The organism is Mesorhizobium sp. BH1-1-5, assembly GCF_020165615.1.
Lineage (GTDB): Bacteria > Pseudomonadota > Alphaproteobacteria > Rhizobiales > Rhizobiaceae > Mesorhizobium.
This window is the reverse complement of sequence record NZ_JAIUIM010000018.1, coordinates 112,336-135,580: the sequence shown is the minus strand read 5'-3', so window position 1 is coordinate 135,580 and position 23,245 is coordinate 112,336. Positions and strand designations below refer to the sequence as shown.

Genomic DNA, 23,245 nt, shown 5'->3' with positions numbered 1-23,245 from the left:
TACCCTATGAGCAACATATCAGCACCAAGCAAATTGCAAATCTCGACCGATTCGCTCTTCTTGTTGGATGAGTCCGGTATCGCCAACGCCTATCGGATTCAACGCGGCGTATTTGAAGCGTTGCGGGCAGAGATCGTCTTCATTTTGGAAGACCGTATTGCAGCGAATTCTATAAAAATTCATACGATTGAATCTCGGGTAAAAGAACTAACATCTTTGCTCGGAAAATGCGCTCGAAAATCCACAAACGATCCATTTTCAGACTTTTTTGATATAGCTGCGGCCAGAGTAATTTGCTTATTCCGCTCAGATTTAGAGCAACTAAAGAAAATTGTGTCTGATAACTTTCATGTTATATCTATTGATGATAAAATTGAAGAAGGTGGAGACCCATTAAATTACCTGTCAGTTCATATGGCATGCAAGATGAAGCCCGAGTTTATCGGTCCTCGATATGAAAAAATATTGGATAAGACTTTTGAAATTCAACTACGAACATTGTGCATGCACTGTTGGGCGGCAGTATCACATTACGTTGACTACAAGGGTGACTGGGATGTGCCAGCTAATTTAAAAATGGCATTAAGCGCACTAAGTGGCCTCTTCTATGTTGCTGACAACGAATTTGAGCAATTTAACGCAGCTATGATAGCATCAAAAAGGTCTGCGGAGGAAACCCCCCTCGCTGAGAGGCAAGTGCAAGACATAAATTTTGACACGGTGTCCGCGCTTCTGCGCAGGCAATTTCCTGACCGCAAGACAGCACAGGCAAGTCAAATTTCGGAATTTGTCCAAGAGATTAAAAGCGCCGGTTACCGCTCCTTGGAGCAATTGGAGAGTGATCTTAATACGGGCGCGAGCTATCCGATGGAATACGAAAAGAAACATAAAAAAGGAGAGTTGTTCTTTATTGATGTAGGTGCTGCACGTCACAGCTTGGAGTCCATTTCCAGCGCGTTTGCGGAAGTCTTTCGGAAAAAGAACGAAGAGACGTCCCGAGCCTCAAACCGGCGAAAAGGTTGATCGCAGTCACCTCAATATACTTTTTCGAACCTATACGTCACAGTGCGATTTATAATCCTATATTTATCTTTGGCGATCACCGGCTTCGATCTTGCGGTTGCAACCAAATGAGTGCATCTGGCTGAGCACTTCACCTAAATACGCTTTCGTAGCCGCCTCGGATTTGCCCCTCCAGCAGTTAGAAACTTAGAGAGGGGCGTCAAAGCGCCCTTCTCTGTTTCCCCACCGACTTCGGTTCACCCATTGACCAGCGCCAGCAGTTCCTCGGTATAGCTCTTGCCGACCACCTTGTCGGGCGACAGCGCGTCGCCGATCGCCGCCACCTCCGCAGCGCTGAGCTCAATCCCGGCCGCCGCCGTGTTCTGCTCAAGGTGGCGTATCTTACGCGCACCCGGGATCGGCACGATGAAATTGCCCTGGTGCAGCACCCAGGCGAGCGCCAGCTGCGCCGACGTGACACCCTTCTCTGCCGCCATCTTCTCCAGCACCGCGATGACGGCGTTGTTGGCTTCCATCGCCTCGGCTTGGAAGCGCGGCAGTGTTCGGCGCCAGTCGTCGGCGCCGAGCGCGTCCGGCTTGCCGATCGTGCCGGTGAGCAGGCCGCGGCCGAGCGGGCTGTAGGGCACGAAGCCGATGCCAAGCTCGCGGCAGACGGCGAATATCTCGTCCTCCGGATCGCGGCTCCACAGCGAATATTCGCTCTGCACGGCGGCGATCGGGTGCACGGCATGCGCCCGGCGCAGCGTCGCGCCGCTCACTTCCGACAGGCCCAGCGCCCGCACCTTGCCCTCGCGCACCAGCTCGGCCATGGCGCCGACCGTGTCTTCGATCGGCACGTTCGGGTCGACGCGGTGCTGGTAGTAGAGGTCGATGACATCGGTATCGAGCCGCTTCAGCGAGGCTTCGGCCACCGCCTTGACGTGTTCGGGGCGACTGTCGACGCCGGCCATACGGTCGATGCCCGTGCCTTCGTCCAAAATCTTGAAGCCGAATTTGGTGGCGATAGTGACCTTGTCGCGCACCGGCTTCAGCGCCTTGCCGAGCAGGATCTCGTTCTCGAACGGCCCATAGACCTCGGCCGTATCGAAGAAGGTGACGCCGATCTCGACGGCGCGGCGCAGCGTGGCGATCGCCTCGGCCTCCGACTGGCCGCCATAGGCGAAGCTCATGCCCATGCAGCCGAGGCCGACGGGGAAGACTTCGAGTTCAGTTCCGAGTTTGCGGGTTTGCATGGCGCATCTCCTTGTTTGCGATGGCGATGAGATAGTGCCTTGCAATGCGTTCGATAATTCTGTCTCTTTTGCACGGCTTGCTCTATAAAATAGAACAATGAACCGCACCAACCTCTCGCAGCTCGCCGTGCTTGCAACCGTCGCCCAATGCGCCAGCTTTCGCGGCGCGGCGCGCGAGCTTGGCATCGCGCCCTCAGCGGTGAGCCACGCGGTGTCGAGCCTGGAGGCGCGGCTCGGCGTGCGGTTGCTGGCACGCAGCACGCGCAGCGTCGCGCCGACCGAGGAGGGCGCGCAATTGCTGGAGCGCCTGCGGCCGGCGCTGTCCGAGATCGACCTGGCGCTGGAAACAGCGGTCGAGGCGCGCGACCGGCCAGCCGGCAATCTGCGGCTGACGGTGCCGCGCACGGCTGCGCATCTGACGCTGACGCCACGGCTCGGCGCCTTTGCCGCCGCCTATCCCGACATCGTGCTGGAGATCGTCATCGAGGACCGCTTCACCGACGTGGTCGAAGGCGGTTTCGACGCCGGCGTGCGGCTCGGCGAAAGCCTGCAGCGCGACATGATCGCGGTGCGCATCGGGCCCGATCTTCGCGGCGCCGTCGTCGGCGCGCCGTCCTATTTCGAGGCGATGCCGAAGCCGCGCCATCCGCGCGAACTGGCGGACCATCGCTGCATCCGCTTCCGTTTCTCCAGCGGCGTCCTCTACCGCTGGGAATTCGAGAAGGACGGCGAGGAAATCGAGATTGCCGCGCAAGGGCCGCTGATCCTCGACGAGGATCACCTGATCGCCCAGGCGGCTGTCGACGGCGCCGGGCTCGCCTTCGTCTTCGAGCCCTATGTGCGGGCGCCGCTCGCCGACGGAAGGCTGGTCCGCGTACTGGAGGACTGGTGCCCGTCCTTCGACGGTTTCTTCGTCTATTATCCGAGCCGCCGGCAAATGCGGCCGGCGCTGCGAGCGTTCGTGGATTTCTTCAAGGTGAGCGGGTAGGTCGTCCCCGCGAAAAGTACAATTGCATATGGCAGCGTTGGCCCCCTCTCCGTCCGCTGCGCGGCCACCTCTCCCCCATTTCATCGGGGCGAGGAAACGCCAACCGCCGACGTCGCGACCTTCGCAAGTTTAGGTTCCTCGCCCCACGAAGTGGCGAGAGGTGGCTCGGCAAAGCCGAGACGAAGAGGGGAGCGCCCTATTGCCCGCCTTCAGGCTAAGGCGGAAGAAAGCCGGCGCCAGCTTCGTTCGCCTTCCATGCAATCCCTCACCAACACCTCCGCCCGCTATGGCTGGGCGATGATCATCCTCCACTGGCTGATCGGCATCGTCTTCATCGGCCAGTTCGCGCTCGGCTTCGTCATGGTGCGCACGACAAGCCAGCGGGCGTCCTTCGAGCTGATCCAGTCGCACAAATCCTTCGGCTTCCTGCTGCTGGGACTGATCATCCTGCGCGTCGCCTGGCGGCTTCGCAACGCGGCGCCGGCCCTGCCGGCATCGGTCGGCACATTGGAGCGCAGGACGGCGCCGCTGGCGCATTTCGCGCTCTATGTTTTCCAGATCGCGCTGCCGCTGTCCGGTTGGGCGCTGGTCTCGGTCTCGACGCTGGAGATTCCGACCATGCCGTTCGACCTGTTCGTGATGCCCAACCTGCCACTGGCCGAATCCGATGCGGCGGAAAGCTTCTGGTCGGCGGCGCATTGGTACCTCGCCTATGCCGGCATCGCGCTGGTGGCGCTGCACATCGCGGCGGCGCTGCGCCATCATTTCCTGCTGCGCGACAGCGTGCTGACGCGCATGATCACACCTTCGTCAGGCAGGGAATAGAACCGCGCCATCATTCGTTGGTGGGGCGAGAACGCAGAAGAAGCGTATCTGCGGAAGGAAGAAACCCATGAACGCGCGCATCCTCGCATTGGCGGCCTTTGCCGCTTGCCTTGCCGTGCCTGCCATTGCCGCGGTGGCGCTCAGCGACGCCGCCGGCAGCTACACGATCAGCCCGTCGGGCTCGTCGATCCGCTTCACCATCGGCAAGGCCGGCGGCGGTGGCTTCGACGGCGCCTTCGGCCGCTTCAAGGGCACGATCCGCATCGACAATGGCGATGTCGGCCGCTCCAAGGTCGACCTCACCATCTATCCCGAAAGCGTCGGCACGGGCCAAGGCCGCATCGACGCCTTCCTGCGCTCCGACGCGGTGTTCGACGCCGCCAACAATCCGGAAATCCAGTTCCGCTCGACCAGCGTGACCCGCACCGGCGACGCGACGGCGCTGGTGACCGGCAGGCTGACGGCGCGCGGCAAGACGTTTCCAGAAAAATTCACGGCCGAGCTCGGCGGATTGAAGGGCGGGACCATCAGGTTCCACGTCACCGGCAAGGTGCTCAGGTCGCGCTACGGCATGGATGTCGGCACGCCGCTCTATTCCAATATCGTCGATTTCGACATGACGCTGATGGGCAAGAGGGGCTGAGCACGACCTAGTTTCCTCGCCCCCGCGAAGGCGGGGGAGAGGTGGCTCGGGCGAAGCCCGAGACGGAGCGGGGACGCCCTCCGCGACGGCAGAGCCCTTTGATATCGAAGTGGTCGGCGAGCCCTATAAAGTGCCCCGCTCCGGCAGCTCGCGCTCTACGAAGGCCCCTCTCCGTCCCGGCTTTGCCGGGCCACCTCTCCCCACTGCGTGGGGCGAGGAACGGAGCTTCCCGCATTGGCTTTTCCCTCGATTTCGGGCAAACCTCGTTGCCTGTAAACCGACATGGAGAAGCGTGATGTTCCGATGGGGTGTTCTGTCGACGGCGAAGATCGGCCGCGAGCAGCTTTTGCCGGCAATCGTGGATTCGGAGAACGGCGTCTTGTCGGCGATCGCCAGCCGCGACCTGGCGAAGGCCAAGGCGCTGGGTGAGCGTTTCGGCGCCCGCCATGCTTTCGGCTCCTATGAGGAACTGCTTGCCTCCAAGGAGGTCGACGGCGTCTACATCCCGTTGCCGACCTCGCGGCATGTCGAATGGACGGCCAAGGCGATCGAAGCCGGGAAACATGTGCTAGTGGAAAAGCCGCTGGCGCTCGACGCCAAGGACATCCCGCCGCTGATCAAGCTGCGCGACCAAAAGAAGGTGCAGGTCTGCGAAGCCTTCATGGTCGTCTACCATCCGCAGTGGATCAAGGTGCGCGACCTCATCGCCGGCGGCGCCATCGGCCGGCTGCGTCACGTGCAGGGTGCGTTCTCCTATTACAATGTCGATCCCAAGAACATGCGCAACCAGCTCGATCTCGGCGGCGGCGCGCTGCCCGACATCGGCGTCTATCCGACGGTGTCGACGCGCTTTTCGACCGGCAAGGAGCCGCTTCGCGTGCAGGCGACGATCGAGCGCGACAAGACATTCGGCACCGACATCTATTCCTCGATCCGCGCCGATTTCGGCGATTTCGAGCTGTCCTTCTATCTGTCGACGCAGATGGCGGCGCGGCAGGTGATGGTGTTCCACGGCGAGAAAGGCTTCATCGAGGTCTTCGGCCCCTTCAATGCCGGGCTCTACGAGCACCACCGCATCGAACTGCACAACCAGAACCACACCGAAGCGCAGGTGTTCCGCTTCCCCGGCACGCAGCAGTATCGGCTGGAATGCGAGGCCTTCGTACGCGCGGCACAGGGCGGCAAGGACCGCGTCTTCACGCTGGAGGAATCGGTGCTGAACCAGAAGGTCATCGACGCCATCTTCCGCGCCGGCGAAAAGGACGGCTGGGACAACGTCTGAGACGTCGCAATAGGCTGCCGGCTAACTTCTGGGAGGAAACCATGGCTGACGCGGACACGATCATTGTCGGCGCGGGGCTGGCGGGCCTCGTCGCCGCGGCCGAGCTGACCGACGCCGGCAGGAAGGTCATCATCGTCGACCAGGAGCCGGAGCAATCGCTGGGCGGCCAGGCTTTCTGGTCGTTCGGCGGATTGTTCCTGGTCGATTCGCCGGAGCAGCGGCGAATGCGCATCCGCGATTCGCACGACCTCGCGCTCGAGGACTGGATGGGCACGGCCGCCTTCGACCGTCCGGAGGATTTCTGGCCGCGCAAATGGGCCGAGGCGTATGTCGGCTTCGCCGCCGGAGAGAAGCGCTCCTGGCTGATCGAGCGCGGCTTGAAATTCTTCCCCGTCGTCGGCTGGGCCGAGCGCGGCGGCGGCAATGCGACCGGCCACGGCAATTCGGTACCGCGTTTCCACATCACCTGGGGCACCGGGCCCGGCGTGCTGGAGCCGTTCGCGCTGCGCGTGCGCGAGGCGCAAAAGCGCGGGCTGGTCGAGTTCAGGTTCCGCCACCGGGTCAACGAGATCACCCGCACCGGCAATACGGTGACGGGCGTGCGCGGCGATGTGCTGGAGCCGAGCAGCGCCGAGCGCGGCCGCAAGAGCTCGCGCGCAGTGACCGGCGAGTTCGAGCTTCACGCGCAGGCGGTGATCGTGGCTTCCGGGGGCATCGGCGGCAATCACGAGCTGGTGCGCCAGAACTGGCCGCAGCGCCTGGGCGCGCCACCCAAGCGGATGATCACCGGCGTTCCCGATCACGTCGATGGCCGCATGCTGGCGATCACCGAGGCGGCTGGGGGCTCGATCATCAACCGCGACCGGATGTGGCACTATGTCGAGGGGATAAAAAACTGGGCGCCGGTCTGGACCGAGCATGCGATCCGCATCCTGCCGGGCCCGTCCTCGTTGTGGCTCGACGCGCGCGGCAAAAGGCTGCCGGTGCCGCTCTATCCGGGCTTCGACACTCTAGCCACGCTCAGCCACATCATGAGCACCGGCTTCGACTATTCCTGGTTCATCCTGACCAGGAAGATCATCCAGAAGGAGTTCGCCCTGTCGGGCTCGGAGCAGAACCCCGATCTGACGGGCAAAAGCTGGCGGCAGGTGCTGGGCCGCGCGACATCGGGCATTCCCGGTCCCGTGAAGGCCTTCATGGAAAAGGGCGAGGACTTCATCGTCGAAGCCGATCTTTCGAAGCTGGTGGCGCGCATGAACGCGCTGGCCGGCGGCGAGCCGCTGCTGGAGGTGGCCCAGGTCGAGCGCGAGATCCACGCCCGCGACATGCAGCTCGACAATCCGTTCTCCAAGGATGCGCAGATCACGGCGCTGCGCGGCGCCCGCGCCTATCTCGGCGACAAGCTGATCCGTACCGCCAAGCCGCACAAGATGCTCGACCCGGCGAACGGCCCGCTGATCGCGGTGCGCCTCAACATCCTCACCCGTAAGACGCTGGGCGGCCTGCAGACCGACCTCGACAGTCGCGTGCTCGATGCTGGCGGCCAGCCGGTGCCGGGACTCTACGCGGTCGGCGAGGCGGCTGGCTTCGGCGGCGGCGGCGTGCATGGCTACGCGGCGCTGGAAGGCACCTTCCTCGGCGGCTGCATCTTTTCGGGGCGCAGCGCGGGGCGGGCGGCGGCGGCCACGATTGCGTGAACGGAAGGCACGGGTGATCGCCGGTTCAGCGACAACGCTGTAGGCTTTTTCGGCCAATCGTTATCGACCGAAACTCCAATCACAACGGGAGTAGCATGCGCATCATCGTCTATGGCATCGGCGCGGTCGGTGGCGCCATCGCGGCCCAGCTGAGTTTTTCCGGAAATGACGTCATCGGCATTGCCCGCGGCCGTCAGCTCGACGCCATTCGCGCCTCCGGGCTGACGCTTTCCACCCCGCAAGGCACCAAGACCGCGCGCTTCCCCGTCCATGCCGACCCGGCGGAGATTTCCTTCAGGGGCGACGATGTCGTGCTCCTGACGATGAAGACCCCCGATACACTCGGCGCGCTGCAGCGGCTCAAAGCCGCCGGTGCAGCGGCGCAGCCCGTATTCTGCTTCCAGAACGGCGTTGCCAATGAGCCGCTCGCGTTGCGCTTCTTCGCCAATGTCTATGGCGCGACAGTGATGCTGCCTTCCGACTACGAGACGCCAGGCGAGGTCACCGCCTATTTCGGGCCCAAGATCGGCGCCTTCGATATCGGCCGCTATCCTTCAGGAATCGACGACTCTGTCGAGAAACTGTGCGGGGTTCTCAGCGCGTCCGGTTTCATAGTCGATCCCAGGGACAATGTGATGAGCAGCAAATATCGCAAGCTGCTGGCCAACCTTCGAAACATCATTGACGCGGCGCTCGGGGAGGTTGGTTTGCAGCGGAAATGGCATGCGAAGGCACGGGCCGAAGCCGAGGCGGTGATGAGCGCGGCCGGGATCGACTGGGACAAAACCGACGCCATGGCCCGCGAACAACTGACCATCACTACAGTCCCGGGCCGGGTGCGTGTCGGGTCATCGACGCTGCAGAGCATCGTGCGCGGAACCGGCTCGCTTGAAACGGACTTTCTCAACGGCGAGATCGTCCTTCTCGGGCGACTGCACGGCATAGCCACGCCCGTCAACTCTGCTCTGTGCAAACTGTCGATCGAGCTCGCCAGCGGCCGGATGCGACCGCAGTCGGCCGGCGACGACACGATCGTCTCCATGATCGGCTGATCGCCGGAGGCGATCAAAAGTAGGACCCGGCCTGAGAATCCTTTCTGGCCTGCGGAACGTCTTCCTCCTGCACCCACAAACAGGAGACGACCATGACCTACAATCTCATCCGCTACGGCGTGAAGGACGCCAGCATCGCCGAGAACCGGGCACTGGTGGCAAAAGTGTTCGAGGCGCTGGACGAAACGCAGCCGCAAACCCTGCGCTATCTGGTGCTCGAACTGGAGAATGGCGAATTCGTGCATCTCGTCGGCTACGACAAGGACAGCTCGGCGCTGACCGAGATCGACGCGTTCAAGGCGTTCGGCGCCAATCATGCCGAACGGCGCTCGACACCGCTTGCCAGGGCGCCGGCGAAGATCGTCGGCAACTATCGTATGCTGGCCAAGGCCGATGAAGCCGTGCCGGCCTGACCTGGGCCGGGTATGGCGACAGGCATCGGCGAGGCGAGAAAAGGGACGATGAGCTCAGCAGGGTTCGACCGCGCGGAACTTGGAGCCATGCTCGTCGGCCTGCGGCCGAAGCTGCACCGCTATGCGGCGCGCATGGCCGGCTCGGCGATCGAGGGTGAGGACATCGTGCAGGAAACGGTGGTGAAGGCGCTTGCCGCATATGACGGCGGCGCTCTCGTCGAACGCCCCGAGCAGTGGCTGTTCCGCATCGCCCACAATGCGGCGCAGGATCATCTGCGCCGCAGCCAGCGGGAGCGCTCCCGCATCACCGAGGCCGACATGACGATGATTGAGGACCTCTCGGCCAGCGCCGAGACAAGGCTCGCGGCCGCGGCGAGCCTGCGCAGCTTCATGCGGCTGACGCCGGCGCAACGCAGCGCCGTGATCCTGGTCGACGTGCTCGGCCTCAGCCTGCAGGAGACCTGCGAGGTGACGGGCGCGACTTTAGCCGCCACCAAGGCAGCGCTGCATCGCGGCCGGACGGAACTGAAGGCGATGGCGGCGTTGCCGGAGGACATGGCCATGCCGAAGCTCGACCCGGAGGAGGAGCGCCGGCTGCGCCGCTATGTCGACCTGTTCAACGCGCGCGATTTCGGCGGGGTCAGGAGGCTGATCGCCGAGGATGTCCAGGTCGACGTCGTCAATCGCGCCCGCCTCAACGGCAAGAAGGAAGCCTCGACCTATTTCGGCAATTACGACCGCCTCGGCGACTGGGCGCTGTCGCTCGCCTTCGTCGATGGCCAGCCGGCGATCCTGATCCGCGACCCACAGGCGGACGATACCGTGCGCGGCTTCGTGCTGGTCGACTGGCGCGGCGAAGAGGTCGTGCGCATCCGCGATTTCCGCCACGCGCCTTATTGCGTCGTGGACGCCGATATCCTCCCGGTTCCCAGCGAGCGGGCATGACGCCGAGACCGCGTTAAGACCGCTTCCCTGTTCTCACTCACCGCGCCGAGTTTCCTCCAGCCATCGACGCGGCTATAAATCCCTGTCGGACAGGCATTGGAATGGGCACTCACGTCGTGACACAGGCTGATCTCGATACGCACGGCATACCGGCGCGGCTCTTGGCGGCGCTTATCGCGCTGGCGGCCTGGATCGGGATCGCGTGCATTTTCACGCGCTCGCCGATGGGCCGGCGTCGTGGCCCGCCGTGCTTTGGCGGCTGCTCGGCTATTTCACGATCACCACCAATCTTCTGGTCGCGGTCGCGTTCACCGGCGTCGCGATGAAGGCGCGGTTCGCGACGCCATGGCTGCTCGGCGCGACCCTCCTCAACATCGCGCTCGTCGGCGTCGTCTATGCGCTGCTGCTGCAGGGCCTGAAGGAGCTGACCGGCGGCTCGCAGCTCGCCAACGTCCTGCTTCACAAGGTGACGCCGGCACTGACGATCGTTTTCTGGCTAATTTTCGTCCCCAAGGGCACGCTGACCCGCCAGGCGCCGCTTCTGTGGGCGCTCTATCCGCTCTTCTATCTCGTCTACGCCCTGGTTCGCGGGTCTTTCGAAGGGCGTTATCCCTATCCATTCATCGACGTCGCCCAGATCGGCTGGGCGCAGACCCTTGTAGGCAGCGCCCTGATCGCGCTCGGCTTCGTCGTTGCCGGGGAAGCGCTGGTCTGGCTCGACCGGCGGCTCGGTGGAGCAGGGAAACCTTAGCGAATCGCCCATGGCTCTTTGTTCCGACGCAAGTGCGGACGGAGGCTACGGCGAGGTCGCCGAGCCCAACCGCCACACTTTTCTGGAACGGCTCTAGTGGCACTGCACGGGATTTTGACCGGCCGGCTCTGTTTGCATTGGCAGGTGGCATGCGTTGGCGATTGGCCGAAACGCCCGTCGCGATCGTCATTCCAGGGCGGAGCAGGAGCGAAGCTCCGTCGCGAAGACCCTAGAATTCTGCACCGTGGCGGCGCTTTCAAGTCACGGAATGGTTCCTTGGGTTCTGCGCCGCGTCGCTTCGCTCCTTGCTTCGCCCGTGGATGACGAAGCGATGGGCGTTTCGGCCAATCTCCCGCGAAGCAGGCGCCTGCAGTCTCCGATCCGCCAGGGTCTGGAGCGGCTCGGCTACTCCGTGAAACGACGAGCCGCTCCGCACAGGCTCGGCGCGATAGCCGCGCCTTGACGGCCTTTTCTCCGCCTCTACTGTCGCGGCTGTGTCAACGAGAGCCGCGCAATGAACACGACGCCCGTCAGCGTTCAAAGTCTCCACCATCATTTGAAGCGCATGAGCGGCCGCGACCCGCATGAGGAGCATCGCGTCGCCACGCCGCTCGAGCTGCTCTTCGACCTGACTTTCGTCACCGCTTTCGGCCTTGCCTCGTCGCAGCTGGCGCATGCCCTGGCCGAGGGCCATTATGCGGTCGGCCTGCTCGGCTTCGGCTTCGCGGGCTTCGCCATCTGCTGGGCCTGGATCAATTTCTCCTGGTTCTCCTCGGCCTATGATACCGACGACTGGGTCTTCCGTCTCATCACCATGGTGCAGATGATCGGCGTGCTGGTGCTGGCCATCGGCCTGCCGCGCATGTTCGCCTCGATCGAGCATGGCGAGCATCTCGACAATTCCATCATGGTGCTGGGCTACGTCATCATGCGCGTCGCCATGATCGTCCAGTGGCTGCGCGCGGCCAGGCAGGATCCCGCGCGGCGCGGTATCTGCCTCACCTATGTCACAGCCATCGCCATCGCGCAGATCGGCTGGGTGGTGCAGATCCTGGTCGATTTCTCGGTGGTGACCAGCCTGGTCTTCGGCGCGATTCTGCTGCTGATCGAGCTCTCCGGGCCGGTGATCGCCGAACGCAGGGATGGCGGCACGCCCTGGCAGGCGCATCACATGGCCGAACGCTACAGCCTGTTCGCCATCATCGCTCTGGGCGAAGGCGTTGTCGGCACGCTCGCCTCGCTGTCGGCCGTGGTCGAGGAGCAGGGCTGGAACCTCGATGCAGCTCTTGTCGGCGTCGCCGGCACCGGCCTCACCTTCGGCATGTGGTGGTGCTACTACATGCTGCCTTCGGGACCGGTCCTGCACGCGCACCGCGAGCGCTCATTCGTCTGGGGCTATGGCCAGATGCTGATCGTGGCCGCGATCGTCGCCACCGGCGCGGGCCTGCATGTCGCAGCCTATTTCATCGAGCACAAGGCCCATATCGGGCCGCTTGCGGTTTTGCTCTCGGCCGCGATCCCGCTCGCCATTTTCCTCGGCGGGATCTACGCGCTCTACTATTATCTCGTGCAGCGCTTCGACCCGTTCCACATCTGGCTGCTGCTGGCCACGGCGGCGGTCGCAGCGCTTGCCGTTATCGCCGCCATTGCCGGCGTCGACATGGCGGTCTGCCTGATCATCCTGACGCTGGCGCCGGCGGTCACCGTCGTCGGTTATGAAATCCACAGTCACCGCCACCAGGCGGAATCGCTCGCCATCGACGAGCGGCACACGCTGCACTGAGGATTTCAGGCTGGTTAGATGCCTTCGACCAGCACGATCTCGCCATCGGCGACTTTCTGGCGGATGGCGACGGCGCGCTGGTATTCCGGCGAGTGGTAGCAGTCATGCGCCGCCGCAAGCGAATCGAACTCGATGATCACGTTGCGGGCGCGGCCCGGCCCTTCGGCCTTTTCATGCTCGCCGCCGCGCGCCAGGAACTTCGCGCCGAAACGGTCGAAAGCGAGCTTGGCGGCGGCGACATAGTCCTTGTAGCCCTCGGCGTCGCGCACATCGACCCGGGCGATCCAATATCCCTTCGGCATTCCTTTTTCTCCTGTTTGCGTCGCCTAGCGAGGACCAGCTCGGAAAGTCGCCCCGGTGAGGCAGCTGGTGGTGTTTTCGAGAACCGGAGCGGAGCGTACTTAAAGTACGTGAGCGGCGTATGACCCCGAAAATCGAAATCGATTTTCGGAAAGGATCATACGCAAATCAAAAAAGCTACAGCGTCCTAAGGACGCGCGGCGCTGTAGAAGCGCAGAAAACGCCGCCGGATGACCGCCGGAGTAGAGTTTCGGAACTGGTCCTCAGGCGGATTGCATTTCGGCGAGTATCGCCTCGGCTGCCGCGCGCCGGTCGGGCGCGGCGACGATCGGCCGGCCGACGACGAGATGGCTGGAGCCGTTGCGGATCGCCTGCGCCGGCGTCACCACGCGTTTCTGGTCGCCATGGTCGCTGCCCGATGGCCGGATGCCGGGCGTCACCACCGCCAGGTCGGGGCCGACGATGCGGCGCACCGCTTCCGCTTCCTCCGCCGAGCAGACGATGCCGCCCATGCCGGCATGCAGTGCCTGTTCGGAGCGCCTGAGCACCAGCGTGTGCGGGTCGTATTCATAGCCGGCGTCGATCACATCCTGCTCGTCCATCGAGGTCAGCACCGTCACCCCGAGCAGGCACAGATCGCTGCCCTTGGCTGCCTCGACCGCCGCTTTCATGGCCCTGGGGTAGGCATGCAGCGTCAGCATCGTCATGCCCATCTTGACGATGTTCTCGACGCCCTTGGCCACCGTGTTGTCGATGTCGAGCAGCTTCATGTCGAGGAACACTTTCGTGCCGCCGCTGGTGAGCTCGCGCGCGAAGTCCAGTCCGCCGGCGAAGGCGAGCTGATAGCCGATCTTATAGAAGGAAACCGCACCCTCGAGCTCGCGCACCGCTCTCTCGGCCTCCTTCAGCGTCGGCAGGTCCAGCCCGACGATCAGCCTGTCCCGCATCGTGTCGGCCCCCGCGAAATGGATCATGCCTCGATCCGGGTCGACAGCATGCGCGAGGTTTCGATCAGTGTACGGCATAGGCGCTCCATCGATTGGTGTAGTCTGGCGTCCCTGAATTGTCCGTCCTCGGCGAAGGCTTCGCCGGCTTCGGAAACCGAGCATTCCGGCGTGATCACCTCCATCTGGCAGCGCACCAGCACCGCGCGCAGATGGTTGATGCAGCGTATGCCGGCGAACTTGCCCTCGGAGGACGAGCAGAGCCCCACCGGCTTGCCGGCAAGCGGCCTGAACGCGCGGCTGCCGTCGCGCCGTATCCGGCTCACCCAGTCGATCGCGTTCTTGAGCAGCGGCGGGATCGAGCCGTTATATTCGGGGGTCGCGATCAGCAGCCCGTCATGCGCCGCGATCTGGCGGCCGAGCTTGATGCCGTTCTCGGGAATGCCTTTTTCCGTTTCCAGGTCCTCGTCCATGATCGGCAGCGGATAATCGCCGAGCGAGATGCGCGTCACCTCCGCGCCCTGCATGGCCAGTTCCTTCTGCGCCACATCGGCGGTCCGGCCGCTATAGGCGCCGGACCGGACCGAGCCGGCGAAGACGAGGATTCGTGGGATCACTGCCATTGGCCACCCTTGTTCGGGGACAGGTACAGCCAAGGAGCATTCAAATCAACGATCGGGTGTCAGAAAACGTTCGAGGGATCGGTCGCGGCCTGCGAACTTCGTCATCCTCGGGTCTGCGCGCGTCGCTACGCTCCTTGCTCCGCCCGTGGATGACAAACGGATGGGCGTTTAGGCTAATCACCAAGGACGGCTGCTACCACCGACTAGGGTCGAATACTTTCGCAGTTAGAACCTAATGCGCCGGCCGGCGATAAATCCACAGCTGCGTCGGCGGGATGTTGCGGATGATGAAATCGAAATGCTTGACCGTGTAATTGCCGCGGCCGGGCGGGATCGGCGACAGCGGGCCATAGGTCAGCTGCACGATCGGCCGGCCATGCGGGATGCGGTCGAGCAGGCTTTCGATATAGGCGATGCGCTGGGCGACAGGGAAATTGAGCAGCGGCACGCCGGAAACGACCGAATCGAACACCATGTCGCGCTTGTCGCCGAGCGTGGCGTTGAGATTGAAGGCGTCGCCCTCGATCACGTTGACGCCGGGATAGAGCCGGCGCAGATGGCGCACGAAGTCGGTCGAATATTCGACCGCGTAGAGATTCTCGGGCTTCACGCCCTGGGCGAGGATGGCGCGGGTGATGACGCCGGTGCCGGGCCCGACTTCCAATACCGGCAGGCCCGATCTCGGATTGACGATCGAGGCCATCTTGCGGGCGGTGATGGAACTGGTGGGAACGATCGAGCCGACCGTTTTCGGCTTGTCGATCCAGCCTTTGAAGAACTTGAGCTCGTCGTCGAATTTTTCGGCCAGCGCTTTGCGCAACCCGGGACTACGTGCCATGCGAGCTCTCCTCAATGCTCAGCCCCCGATCCGCTACTTAGCAGTTGGGTGGGACAAGGCAAGGCGTCATCTGGCATAAGGTGTTGATGACGCTTGGGAAGCGGCTGCTCTTTGTTGGAGCATGATCTTTTCCGAAAACCGGCAACCACTTTTCGGGATCATGCTCTAGCGATGCCGACAATCCTGTGATCAGCTTTCGCCGAACGACTCGAAGAAGTCTTTCATGCGCGCGAAAAACCCGCTCGACTGGGGCGAGTTGTCCTTGGACGAGAGCTGCTCGAACTCCTCCAGCAATTCACGCTGGCGGCGCGTCAGGTTCTGCGGTGTCTCGACCGCCGTCTGGATGTAGAGGTCGCCGACATTGGGCTGGCGCAGCACCGGCATGCCCTTGCCCTTCAAGCGGAACTGGCGGCCGTTCTGGGTGCCCTCCGTCACCTTGACCTTGGTCTGGGTGCCATCGAGCGTGGTGACCTCGAAGGAGCCGCCAAGGGCGGCCGTCGTCATCGAGATCGGCACTTTGCAATAGAGATCGGCGCCGTCGCGCTGGAAGAATTCGTGCGGCTTCACTGCCAGGAAGATGTAGAGGTCGCCCGAGGGTCCGCCGCGCAGGCCGGCCTCGCCCTCATTGGCCAGCCGGATACGGGTGCCGTCCTCGATGCCGGCCGGGATGTTGACCGACAGCGAGCGCTCCTCGGTGACGCGGCCCTGTCCAGCACATTTCGGGCAGGGGTCCTTGATCGTCTGGCCGCGGCCCTGGCATTGCGGGCAGGTGCGTTCGATCGAGAAGAAGCCTTGCGTGGCGCGCACCTTGCCGTGGCCGTGGCACATGGCGCAGGTCACCGGCTGCGTGCCGGGCTTGGCGCCGCTGCCCGAGCATTCCGAGCACGAGATCGAAGCCGGCACGCGGATTTGCGCGGTCTTGCCGGCAAAGGCTTCTTCCAGCGTGATTTCCATGTTGTAGCGCAGGTCGGCGCCGCGTTCGCGACCGCCGGAGGAACGGCGCTGCCGGCCGCCCATCATGTCGCCGAAAATATCCTCGAAGATGTCGGCGAAGCCGCCGGCGCCGAAACCATGCGCTGCGCCGTTCATGCCGCCCTGCTCGAAGGCGGCATGGCCGAAGCGGTCATAGGCGGCGCGCTTCTGCGGGTCCTTCAGCGTCTCGTAGGCTTCGTTGATTTCCTTGAACTTGTGCTCGCAGGCACCGTCGCCGGGGTTGCGGTCGGGATGGAACTGCATGGCGAGCTTACGGAAAGCGCTCTTGAGTTCCTTGTCGTCGGCGCCTTTTTGCACGCCCAGCGTTTCGTAGAAATCAGCTTTCATTTTTTCCCGCTGTCCGGATGCTCAATGTCTTCAAGCATTGTTGGCGACGTTTGCCGGCATGGTCTTGGATTTAGGAGCGATGTTTCCCGGATGCTAGTGCCAAGCCAGGCCCGCTCCAGGTTTTTCCTTCACATTTTCAAGCAGGCCCGCACTTTTTCAGGCAGGGTTGCAAAAAAGCCCGGCCTTTCGCCGGGCTTTTGCACCTATTTCGCCGTCAGCCGGCTCAGGCCGACTTCTTCTTGTCGTCGTCTTCGTCGATTTCCTCGAAGTCGGCGTCGACCACGTCCGAATCCTTGGCGGCATCCGCCTTGGCGTCGGCTTCGGCCGCTTCCTTCTGCGAGGCCTCGTACATGGCCTGGCCGAGCTTCATCGACGCTTCGGCGAGCGACTGCGACTTGGCCTCGATATCGGCAGGGTCGTCGCCCTCGGCCGCGGCCTTCAGCGCGGCGATGGCATCGGAGATCGCGGTGCGGTCGGCCTCCGAGACCTTGTCGCCATAGTCCTTGAGCGACTTCTCGGACGAATGCACCAGCGCTTCGGCCTGGTTGCGGGCCTCGACGAGGGCGCGGCGCTTCTTGTCCGCATCGGCGTTGGCCTCGGCGTCCTTCACCATCTTCTCGATGTCGGCGTCGGACAGGCCGCCCGAAGCCTGGATGCGGATCTGGTGCTCCTTGCCGGTGCCCTTGTCCTTGGCCGAGACGTTGACGATGCCGTTGGCGTCGATGTCGAAGGTGACCTCGATCTGCGGCACGCCGCGCGGCGCCGGCGGGATACCGACCAGGTCGAACTGGCCGAGCATCTTGTTGTCGGCCGCCATTTCACGCTCGCCCTGGAAGACGCGGATCGTCACCGCGCTCTGCGAATCCTCGGCGGTCGAGAAGGTCTGGCTCTTCTTGGTCGGGATCGTCGTGTTGCGCTCGATCAGTCGGGTGAACACGCCACCCAGCGTCTCGATGCCCAGCGACAGCGGCGTCACGTCGAGCAGCAGCACGTCCTTGACGTCGCCCTGCAGCACGCCGGCCTGGATGGCGGCGCCCAGAGCGACGACCTCGTCCGGGTTGACGCCCTTGTGCGGCTCCTTGCCGAAGAACTGCTTCACGATCTCCTGGATCTTGGGCATGCGGGTCATGCCGCCGACCAGAACCACTTCGTCGATCTCGGCAGCCTTCAGGCCGGCATCCTTGAGCGCCGCCTTGCAGGGCTCGATGGTACGCTGGACGAGGTCGTCGACCAGCTGCTCGAACTTCGCCCGGGTGAGCTTCATCGTCAGGTGCTTCGGGCCGGTTGCGTCGGCGGTGATGAAGGGCAGGTTGATCTCGGTCTGCGTCGTCGACGACAGCTCGATCTTGGCCTTCTCGGCCGCTTCCTTCAGACGCTGAAGCGCGAGCTTGTCGTTCTTCAGGTCGATGCCCTGTTCCTTCTTGAACTCGGCCGCCAGGTACTCGACGAGCCGCATGTCGAAGTCCTCGCCGCCGAGGAAGGTGTCGCCATTGGTCGACTTCACCTCGAACACGCCGTCGCCGATTTCGAGCACCGAAATATCGAAGGTACCGCCGCCAAGGTCATAGACGGCGATGGTCTTTCCGTCCTTCTTTTCCAGGCCGTAGGCAAGTGCGGCGGCCGTCGGCTCGTTGATGATGCGCAGCACCTCGAGGCCGGCGATCCTGCCGGCATCCTTGGTCGCCTGGCGCTGGGCGTCGTTGAAATAGGCCGGAACGGTGATGACCGCCTTCTCGACCTTCTCGCCGAGATAGGCTTCCGCCGTCTCCTTCATCTTCTGCAGGATCATGGCCGAGATCTGGCTGGGCGACTGCTTCTTGCCGCCGGCCTCGACCCAGGCGTCGCCATTGTCGCCCTTGACGATCTTGTAAGGGACAAGCTTCTTGTCCTTCTCCGTCACCGGGTCGTCATAGCGGCGGCCGATCAGGCGCTTGACCGCGAAGATGGTGTTTTCCGGATTGGTGACCGCCTGGCGCTTGGCAGGCTGGCCGACGAGACGTTCGCCGTCATTCGAGATGGCGACGATGGAAGGCGTCGTGCGCGCGCCTTCAGCGTTCTCGATCACCTTGGGGTCCTTGCCATCCATGATGGCGATACAGGAATTGGTGGTGCCGAGATCGATACCGATAACTTTTGCCATTGTTCTAGTCTCTCCTCTAAGCAGGCTCTCAGGACCCTTCAAAAGGCGTTCCGACGAAAGCCCCTGTTCACAAGAAATCCCGTCACGGTCCCCGTTTTCCGGGGCCGGACGGCTGGCGCGTATATAAGAACAGGCGACACAAGGCGCAAGCATTCTGCGCAAGCTGTCCATTGTCTCGGCACGGGGCGCGAAGCGGCCCGCCGCGCTTCGCGGCACGACCGGCGCGAGATCGCGCTATCGCATTGTTCCGGATTGCTTTTTTGGAACGGGCGCCGTTGACGGCGCACGGCTGTGCCTTCCGGGAAAGGCAAGGCTTGCCCCGGCGGGCGTGACTTTCGGTCGCGAAAGAGCCGGAAATCCGTGCCGTCGTCGCGGTTTCGGCGCCTGGCGGCGGGATTTCAAGAGCGTTCGGCGCTCTGGCAAAAGCCCTGCCGGGCGCGTGGCCCGGCAGGGGGCTGGGCTTCAAGCAATTCCAGGAAAAGTGCGTAGCGGTTTTCCGTTCGGAATTGCGTCAAACAAAACCTAGAGCCCGTTGTCCTTGAGGATCTTGGCGGCGTTGTCCTTGGTGACCTTTTCCGTCGGCAGCGTGATGGTCTTTTCGACCTTCTCGCCATTCAGGAACTTGATCGCCTGGCGCAGGCCTTCCGCACCCGGCGTGACGTAGGTGAAGGTCGCCGTCAGCTCGCCCTTGTTCACCATCTGCACGCCTTCGTTGGGCAGGCCGTCGATGCCGATGAACTTGATGTCCTTTTCGCGCCCGACATCCTTGGCCGCGAGATAGGCGCCATAGGCCATCGGATCGTTGTGGCCGTAGACGAGGTCGATCTTTTCATTGGTCTTCAGCGCGTTGGCCATGATGTTGTATGCCTGGTCCTGCTTCCAGTCGCCCGACTGCTGGTCGAGCAGGTACTTGATGCCCGGCTCCTTGTCGGTGAACTCGTGGAAGCCGTCATGGCGGTCATGCGCGGGCTGCGTGCCCATGCCGCCCCAGATCTCGACGACGTTGCCGGCCGCCTTGCCCTTGCCGCCGAGAAGCTCGACGGCATATTCGCCCGCCGCCCGGCCGATCAGCGCGTTGTCGCCGCCGACGAACTGCGTGTAATCCTTGGTGTCGACATTGCGGTCGAGCACGAAGACCGGGATCTTGGCGTCGATCGCCTGCTGCACCACGCCGGTGAGACCTGCCGATTCCTTCGGCGACACCAGCAGCGCGTCGACCTCCTGGCGGATCAGGTTCTCGACATCGGCGACCTGCTTCTCGGTCTTGTCCTCGCCGTCGGTGATGATCAGCTCGACCTCGGGATGCTTGGCGGCTTCGGCGATGATGTCCTTGTTGAACTGGGCACGCCAGGGTTCGATGGTCGTCACCTGCGAGAAGCCGATCTTCCACTTCTTGTCCTGGGCAAAGGCATGGTTGCTGGAAAAGAGAACGGTGGTCGTCAGAAGTGCCGCCGCGAAAGTGGCGAGCTTCAGCATATCACGTCGTTTCATGGTCCTGTTTCCTCCGGATTATAGAGACGAGGTCTCCTGTGACGGCCGCTTGGCTGCAGCCGTTTCCTTTTGCGCCGTCCGTCCGCCGGGCAGGCGCAGATAGCTTAAGATGTCGCCGGCGTTGCGCTCCTGCACGAGCACGGTGCCGATGATGATCGCCCCCTTCAGCACCAGCTGAAGGTTCGAATTGATGTTGTGCAGCTGCAGGATGTTGGACAGCAGGCCGAAGATCAGCACGCCGCAAAAGGTGCCGATCAGGCTGCCGCGCCCGCCCATCAGGCTGGTGCCGCCGATGACCACGGCGGCGATGGCGTCGAGCTCGAGCCCCGCGCCGGCGTCCGGCTTGCCCTGCCGGTACTGCGCCACGTAGAGCACCGCGGCGATGCCGGCGAGCAGGCCGGACACGGCATAGGTGGCGATCTTGACGCGCCCCGCGGCGATGCCCGAAAGCCGTGCCGCTTCCTCATTGCCGCCGATGGCATAGACATAGCGGCCGAAGGGCGTGAAGCGCAGCACCGCGCCGTAGATCACGATCGCGCCGAGGAAGAACAGCCCTGGCATCGGCACGACGCCGAACACCAGCGAGCGCAGGATCTCGAAGTCCTCGGTGGCGTTGGAGCCGGTATAGACCGGCAGCACCGCGTTGTTCTGCCCGGCCGTCAGCCTGGCGATGCCGAGCGCCGTCACCATCATCGCCAGCGTGACGATGAAGGGCTGCAGCCGCCCGGCGACGATGATGAAGCCGTTGATGGTGCCGAACAGAAGGCCGACGCAGGGCGCCACCAGTAGCACGCCGAGCACGCCGAACTTGGTCTCGACCTGCGGCAGCAGGTACCACAGCGAAAGGCAGCAGAGCACCACGCCGACCACAGCCGGGATGATCAGCCCGCGCGCCTTGTCCAGCCGAACCTCGCGGCTGGCGTCCGCGCGAGCGCGGGACTTCTCGATGTTGAGCAGGATGAAGCGGGTGACGAGCGCGCCGAGGCACAGGGCGACCAGCGCGGTCGTCGGCACGCCGAGCGCCGCCGACGGCGTGACGCCGGGCACGGTCAGAAGCATGGCGCAGACGACCGAGCAGATCGCCATCAGCGAGCCGACGGAAAGATCGATCCCGCCGGTCAGGATTACCGCGGTCATGCCGGTGGCGATCAGGCCGGTGGTCGAGACCTGGCGCAGCACGTCGAGCAGGTTGCCGTAGGACAGGAAGATGTTGTTGCCCTTGGAGCTGATCGGCGAGCCGAACACGCCGATCAGGAAGATGGCGATCAGCCCCCAGTAAAGCTTGGTGCGGGAGAGAAGGCTGACGAGGTTCATGCGGCAGGTCTCGCGGCCCGTTTCGGCGTGGCAAGTCTTTGTGTGGCAAGTCTGGGCGCGGCAAGCCGCATGATCGCCTCTTCGCTGGCTTCAGTGCGGGACAGGATGCCGCGCTGGCGGCCCTCCGCCATGACCAGGATGCGGTCGGCCAGATGCAGGAGCTCGGGGAGTTCGGAGCTGATCACGGCGATCGCCAGCCCGTCGCCGGCCAGCTTGAAGATGAGGTCGTAGATCTCGCGCTTGGCGCCGACATCGATGCCGCGCGTCGGCTCGTCGAGCAGAAGCACGCGCGGCCGCGTCGCCAGCCACTTGCCGATCACCACCTTCTGCTGGTTGCCGCCGGACAGCGTGCCGGCGGCCTGCTCGATGCTTTCGCAGCGAATGCCGAGCGCGCTGACGGCCTCTCGTGCCAGGCCCTGCTCGCCCGAGCGCGAGCGCAGGCCGAAGCGCGCCAGCGCGCCGACCAAAGGCAGCGCGACATTGTCGGTGATCGAGGCCTTGAGATGCAGGCCTTGCGTCTTGCGGTCCTCGGTCACCAGGGCGATGCCGAGCCGGCGGGCCTCGCGCGGCGAGCCGATCTCGACCGGCGCGCCGTCGAGCCGGATCTCGCCGCCGGTGCGGCCGCCGCTGGAGCCGAAGATCGCCTCCAGGATTTCGGTGCGGCCGGAACCCAGCAGCCCGCCTATGCCGAGGATCTCGCCGGCCGAAAGGTCGAAGCCGACGCCCTCGATCACCGTGCGCCAGCCATGCCGGTCGGGCTTCGACAGCGACAGGTCCTTGACCGAGAGCGCTATCCTGCCGCCGGGGCCGCGTTCGTGGTCGGAGGAGGCCAGAAGGTCGCGCCCGACCATGGCGGAGATGATGGCGTCTTCGCTCAGTCCCGCCATGTCCTGCGTCAACACATGGCGTCCGTCGCGCAGCACCGTCACCCGGCTTGCCAGATGCATGACCTCGTCGATGCGATGCGAAATGTAGACGATCGCGACGCCGCCTGCCGCGAGCTGGCCGATGATGCGGAACAGTCTCTGGCACTCGGCCGGCGACAGCGCCGAGGTCGGCTCGTCCATGATCAGGATGCGCGCCGATTTCGACAGCGCCTTGGCGATCTCGACCAGCTGCTGCTCGCCGACCCTGAGCGTGCCGACCCGCGCTTCCGGATCGAGCTCGATGCCCAGCCGTTGCAGCAGCGCGCTTGCCGCGCGGCCGCTCGCCTTGCGGTCGACGACCAGCCCGGCGATCAGCTTTTCACGGCCGAGGAAGATGTTGTCGGCGACGCTGAGCTCGGGGACGAGGTTGAGCTCCTGGTGGATGATGGCGATGCCGGCATCCTCCGCATCGCGGACACCGGTGAACTGAACGGTCTGGCCGTCGATCGCCACCGCGCCTTCATAGTCGGTATAGACGCCCGAGAGGATTTTCATCAGCGTCGACTTGCCGGCGCCGTTCTCGCCCATCAGCGCATGCACCTCACCAGGCCTGAGGTCCAGCTTCACGTCGGACAGCGCGGTGATGCCGCCGAATCGCTTGGAGATGCCGGTCGCGCTCAGAACGACGGCGGGACCGCCGGCGGTCGCGTTGCCAGTCGTGATGGACTCAGCGCGCTGCATGGCAAAGGACGGCCTCCCTCCGTCGTCTTCGATT

General features: G+C 63.8%; 21 protein-coding genes. 11 read left to right on the top strand and 10 right to left on the bottom strand.

The features are described 5' to 3' along the window. The first annotated feature begins 6 nt into the window (after positions 1-6). Positions 7-1,023 (top strand): GTP pyrophosphokinase family protein, encoded by a 1,017-nt coding sequence (locus tag LB572_RS23280; protein WP_224669368.1) that lies wholly within the window; start codon positions 7-9, stop codon positions 1,021-1,023. Positions 1,024-1,259: 236 nt separating this feature from the next. Here the strand turns inward: LB572_RS23280 and LB572_RS23275 are convergent, their stop codons facing one another. Then, positions 1,260-2,255: an aldo/keto reductase gene (locus LB572_RS23275; RefSeq protein WP_224669367.1), complete on the bottom strand. Its 996-nt coding sequence runs from the start codon at positions 2,253-2,255 to the stop codon at positions 1,260-1,262. 97 nt (positions 2,256-2,352) lie between these two features. On the opposite strand from LB572_RS23275, the gene LB572_RS23270 reads away from it, so the two are divergent. The 10 genes from LB572_RS23270 to LB572_RS23225 all read left to right on the top strand — a co-directional run bounded on the left by LB572_RS23270 (position 2,353) and on the right by LB572_RS23225 (position 12,634). Continuing rightward, complete coding sequence (locus LB572_RS23270) at positions 2,353-3,243, top strand: LysR family transcriptional regulator (protein ID WP_224669366.1); 891 nt, start codon at positions 2,353-2,355, stop codon at positions 3,241-3,243. 255 nt (positions 3,244-3,498) lie between these two features. Beyond that, positions 3,499-4,068: a cytochrome b gene (locus tag LB572_RS23265; protein WP_224669365.1), complete on the top strand. Its 570-nt coding sequence runs from the start codon at positions 3,499-3,501 to the stop codon at positions 4,066-4,068. 67 nt (positions 4,069-4,135) lie between these two features. Continuing rightward, on the top strand, positions 4,136-4,711 hold the full coding sequence (locus tag LB572_RS23260) for a YceI family protein (RefSeq protein ID WP_224669364.1): 576 nt from the start codon (positions 4,136-4,138) through the stop codon (positions 4,709-4,711). 295 nt (positions 4,712-5,006) lie between these two features. Then, entirely contained in the window at positions 5,007-5,993 is a 987-nt protein-coding gene (locus tag LB572_RS23255; RefSeq protein WP_224669363.1) for a Gfo/Idh/MocA family protein, read from the top strand. Between the two features lie 41 nt (positions 5,994-6,034). After that, the gene (locus LB572_RS23250; protein WP_224669362.1) at positions 6,035-7,690 is read left to right on the top strand and encodes an FAD-binding dehydrogenase; all 1,656 of its coding nucleotides are present in this window, start codon (positions 6,035-6,037) and stop codon (positions 7,688-7,690) included. A 95-nt stretch (positions 7,691-7,785) separates the two neighbouring features. Next, complete coding sequence (locus LB572_RS23245) at positions 7,786-8,742, top strand: ketopantoate reductase family protein (RefSeq protein ID WP_224669361.1); 957 nt, start codon at positions 7,786-7,788, stop codon at positions 8,740-8,742. A 92-nt stretch (positions 8,743-8,834) separates the two neighbouring features. Continuing rightward, entirely contained in the window at positions 8,835-9,155 is a 321-nt protein-coding gene (locus LB572_RS23240; RefSeq protein ID WP_224669360.1) for a hypothetical protein, read from the top strand. Between the two features lie 48 nt (positions 9,156-9,203). After that, positions 9,204-10,100, top strand: a complete 897-nt coding sequence (locus tag LB572_RS23235) for an RNA polymerase sigma factor (RefSeq protein ID WP_224669359.1) — start codon at positions 9,204-9,206, stop codon at positions 10,098-10,100. 202 nt (positions 10,101-10,302) lie between these two features. Next, complete coding sequence (locus tag LB572_RS23230; protein ID WP_224669358.1) at positions 10,303-10,851, top strand: Pr6Pr family membrane protein; 549 nt, start codon at positions 10,303-10,305, stop codon at positions 10,849-10,851. Between the two features lie 514 nt (positions 10,852-11,365). Continuing rightward, positions 11,366-12,634 (top strand): low temperature requirement protein A, encoded by a 1,269-nt coding sequence (locus LB572_RS23225; protein ID WP_224669357.1) that lies wholly within the window; start codon positions 11,366-11,368, stop codon positions 12,632-12,634. A gap of 14 nt (positions 12,635-12,648) precedes the next feature. Here the strand turns inward: LB572_RS23225 and LB572_RS23220 are convergent, their stop codons facing one another. The 9 genes from LB572_RS23220 to LB572_RS23180 form a co-directional block, all read right to left on the bottom strand. Beyond that, a complete protein-coding gene (locus LB572_RS23220) occupies positions 12,649-12,936 on the bottom strand; it encodes a DUF1330 domain-containing protein (protein WP_224669356.1) in 288 nt (95 codons plus the stop codon). Between the two features lie 261 nt (positions 12,937-13,197). Further along, complete coding sequence (gene pyrF / locus LB572_RS23215; protein ID WP_224669355.1) at positions 13,198-13,908, bottom strand: orotidine-5'-phosphate decarboxylase; 711 nt, start codon at positions 13,906-13,908, stop codon at positions 13,198-13,200. Then, positions 13,905-14,501: an NADPH-dependent FMN reductase gene (locus LB572_RS23210; protein ID WP_224669354.1), complete on the bottom strand. Its 597-nt coding sequence runs from the start codon at positions 14,499-14,501 to the stop codon at positions 13,905-13,907. The genes pyrF and LB572_RS23210 overlap by 4 nt, the downstream gene beginning before the upstream one ends. 232 nt (positions 14,502-14,733) lie before the next feature. Continuing rightward, positions 14,734-15,339, bottom strand: a complete 606-nt coding sequence (gene pmtA / locus LB572_RS23205; protein ID WP_140801559.1) for a phospholipid N-methyltransferase PmtA — start codon at positions 15,337-15,339, stop codon at positions 14,734-14,736. A 189-nt stretch (positions 15,340-15,528) separates the two neighbouring features. After that, positions 15,529-16,659, bottom strand: a complete 1,131-nt coding sequence (gene dnaJ, locus LB572_RS23200) for a molecular chaperone DnaJ (RefSeq protein ID WP_140801558.1) — start codon at positions 16,657-16,659, stop codon at positions 15,529-15,531. Between the two features lie 223 nt (positions 16,660-16,882). After that, positions 16,883-18,799 (bottom strand): molecular chaperone DnaK, encoded by a 1,917-nt coding sequence (gene dnaK / locus LB572_RS23195; RefSeq protein ID WP_140801557.1) that lies wholly within the window; start codon positions 18,797-18,799, stop codon positions 16,883-16,885. 522 nt (positions 18,800-19,321) lie between these two features. Next, positions 19,322-20,290, bottom strand: a complete 969-nt coding sequence (locus LB572_RS23190) for a substrate-binding domain-containing protein (protein ID WP_140801556.1) — start codon at positions 20,288-20,290, stop codon at positions 19,322-19,324. An 18-nt stretch (positions 20,291-20,308) separates the two neighbouring features. Then, entirely contained in the window at positions 20,309-21,604 is a 1,296-nt protein-coding gene (locus LB572_RS23185; protein ID WP_224669353.1) for an ABC transporter permease, read from the bottom strand. After that, positions 21,601-23,211, bottom strand: coding sequence for a sugar ABC transporter ATP-binding protein (locus LB572_RS23180; RefSeq protein ID WP_224669352.1), 1,611 nt, complete (start codon positions 23,209-23,211; stop codon positions 21,601-21,603). The genes LB572_RS23185 and LB572_RS23180 overlap by 4 nt, the downstream gene beginning before the upstream one ends. Between the last annotated feature and the right edge of the window lie 34 nt (positions 23,212-23,245).

Excerpts from the sequence above, each read along its gene's own strand:
- LB572_RS23245 (WP_224669361.1), top strand. The coding sequence starts at position 7,786 with ATGCGCATCATCGTCTATGGCATCGGCGCGGTCGGTGGCGCCATCGCG.
- pyrF (WP_224669355.1), bottom strand. The coding sequence starts at position 13,908 with ATGATCCATTTCGCGGGGGCCGACACGATGCGGGACAGGCTGATCGTC.
- LB572_RS23255 (WP_224669363.1), top strand. The coding sequence starts at position 5,007 with ATGTTCCGATGGGGTGTTCTGTCGACGGCGAAGATCGGCCGCGAGCAG.
- pmtA (WP_140801559.1), bottom strand. The coding sequence starts at position 15,339 with ATGGCACGTAGTCCCGGGTTGCGCAAAGCGCTGGCCGAAAAATTCGAC.
- LB572_RS23185 (WP_224669353.1), bottom strand. The coding sequence starts at position 21,604 with ATGAACCTCGTCAGCCTTCTCTCCCGCACCAAGCTTTACTGGGGGCTG.
- LB572_RS23225 (WP_224669357.1), top strand. The coding sequence starts at position 11,366 with ATGAACACGACGCCCGTCAGCGTTCAAAGTCTCCACCATCATTTGAAG.
- LB572_RS23270 (WP_224669366.1), top strand. The coding sequence starts at position 2,353 with ATGAACCGCACCAACCTCTCGCAGCTCGCCGTGCTTGCAACCGTCGCC.
- LB572_RS23275 (WP_224669367.1), bottom strand. The coding sequence starts at position 2,255 with ATGCAAACCCGCAAACTCGGAACTGAACTCGAAGTCTTCCCCGTCGGC.
- LB572_RS23210 (WP_224669354.1), bottom strand. The coding sequence starts at position 14,501 with ATGGCAGTGATCCCACGAATCCTCGTCTTCGCCGGCTCGGTCCGGTCC.
- LB572_RS23280 (WP_224669368.1), top strand. The coding sequence starts at position 7 with ATGAGCAACATATCAGCACCAAGCAAATTGCAAATCTCGACCGATTCG.
- LB572_RS23220 (WP_224669356.1), bottom strand. The coding sequence starts at position 12,936 with ATGCCGAAGGGATATTGGATCGCCCGGGTCGATGTGCGCGACGCCGAG.
- dnaJ (WP_140801558.1), bottom strand. The coding sequence starts at position 16,659 with ATGAAAGCTGATTTCTACGAAACGCTGGGCGTGCAAAAAGGCGCCGAC.
- dnaK (WP_140801557.1), bottom strand. The coding sequence starts at position 18,799 with ATGGCAAAAGTTATCGGTATCGATCTCGGCACCACCAATTCCTGTATC.
- LB572_RS23240 (WP_224669360.1), top strand. The coding sequence starts at position 8,835 with ATGACCTACAATCTCATCCGCTACGGCGTGAAGGACGCCAGCATCGCC.
- LB572_RS23190 (WP_140801556.1), bottom strand. The coding sequence starts at position 20,290 with ATGAAACGACGTGATATGCTGAAGCTCGCCACTTTCGCGGCGGCACTT.
- LB572_RS23235 (WP_224669359.1), top strand. The coding sequence starts at position 9,204 with ATGAGCTCAGCAGGGTTCGACCGCGCGGAACTTGGAGCCATGCTCGTC.
- LB572_RS23265 (WP_224669365.1), top strand. The coding sequence starts at position 3,499 with ATGCAATCCCTCACCAACACCTCCGCCCGCTATGGCTGGGCGATGATC.
- LB572_RS23250 (WP_224669362.1), top strand. The coding sequence starts at position 6,035 with ATGGCTGACGCGGACACGATCATTGTCGGCGCGGGGCTGGCGGGCCTC.
- LB572_RS23260 (WP_224669364.1), top strand. The coding sequence starts at position 4,136 with ATGAACGCGCGCATCCTCGCATTGGCGGCCTTTGCCGCTTGCCTTGCC.
- LB572_RS23180 (WP_224669352.1), bottom strand. The coding sequence starts at position 23,211 with ATGCAGCGCGCTGAGTCCATCACGACTGGCAACGCGACCGCCGGCGGT.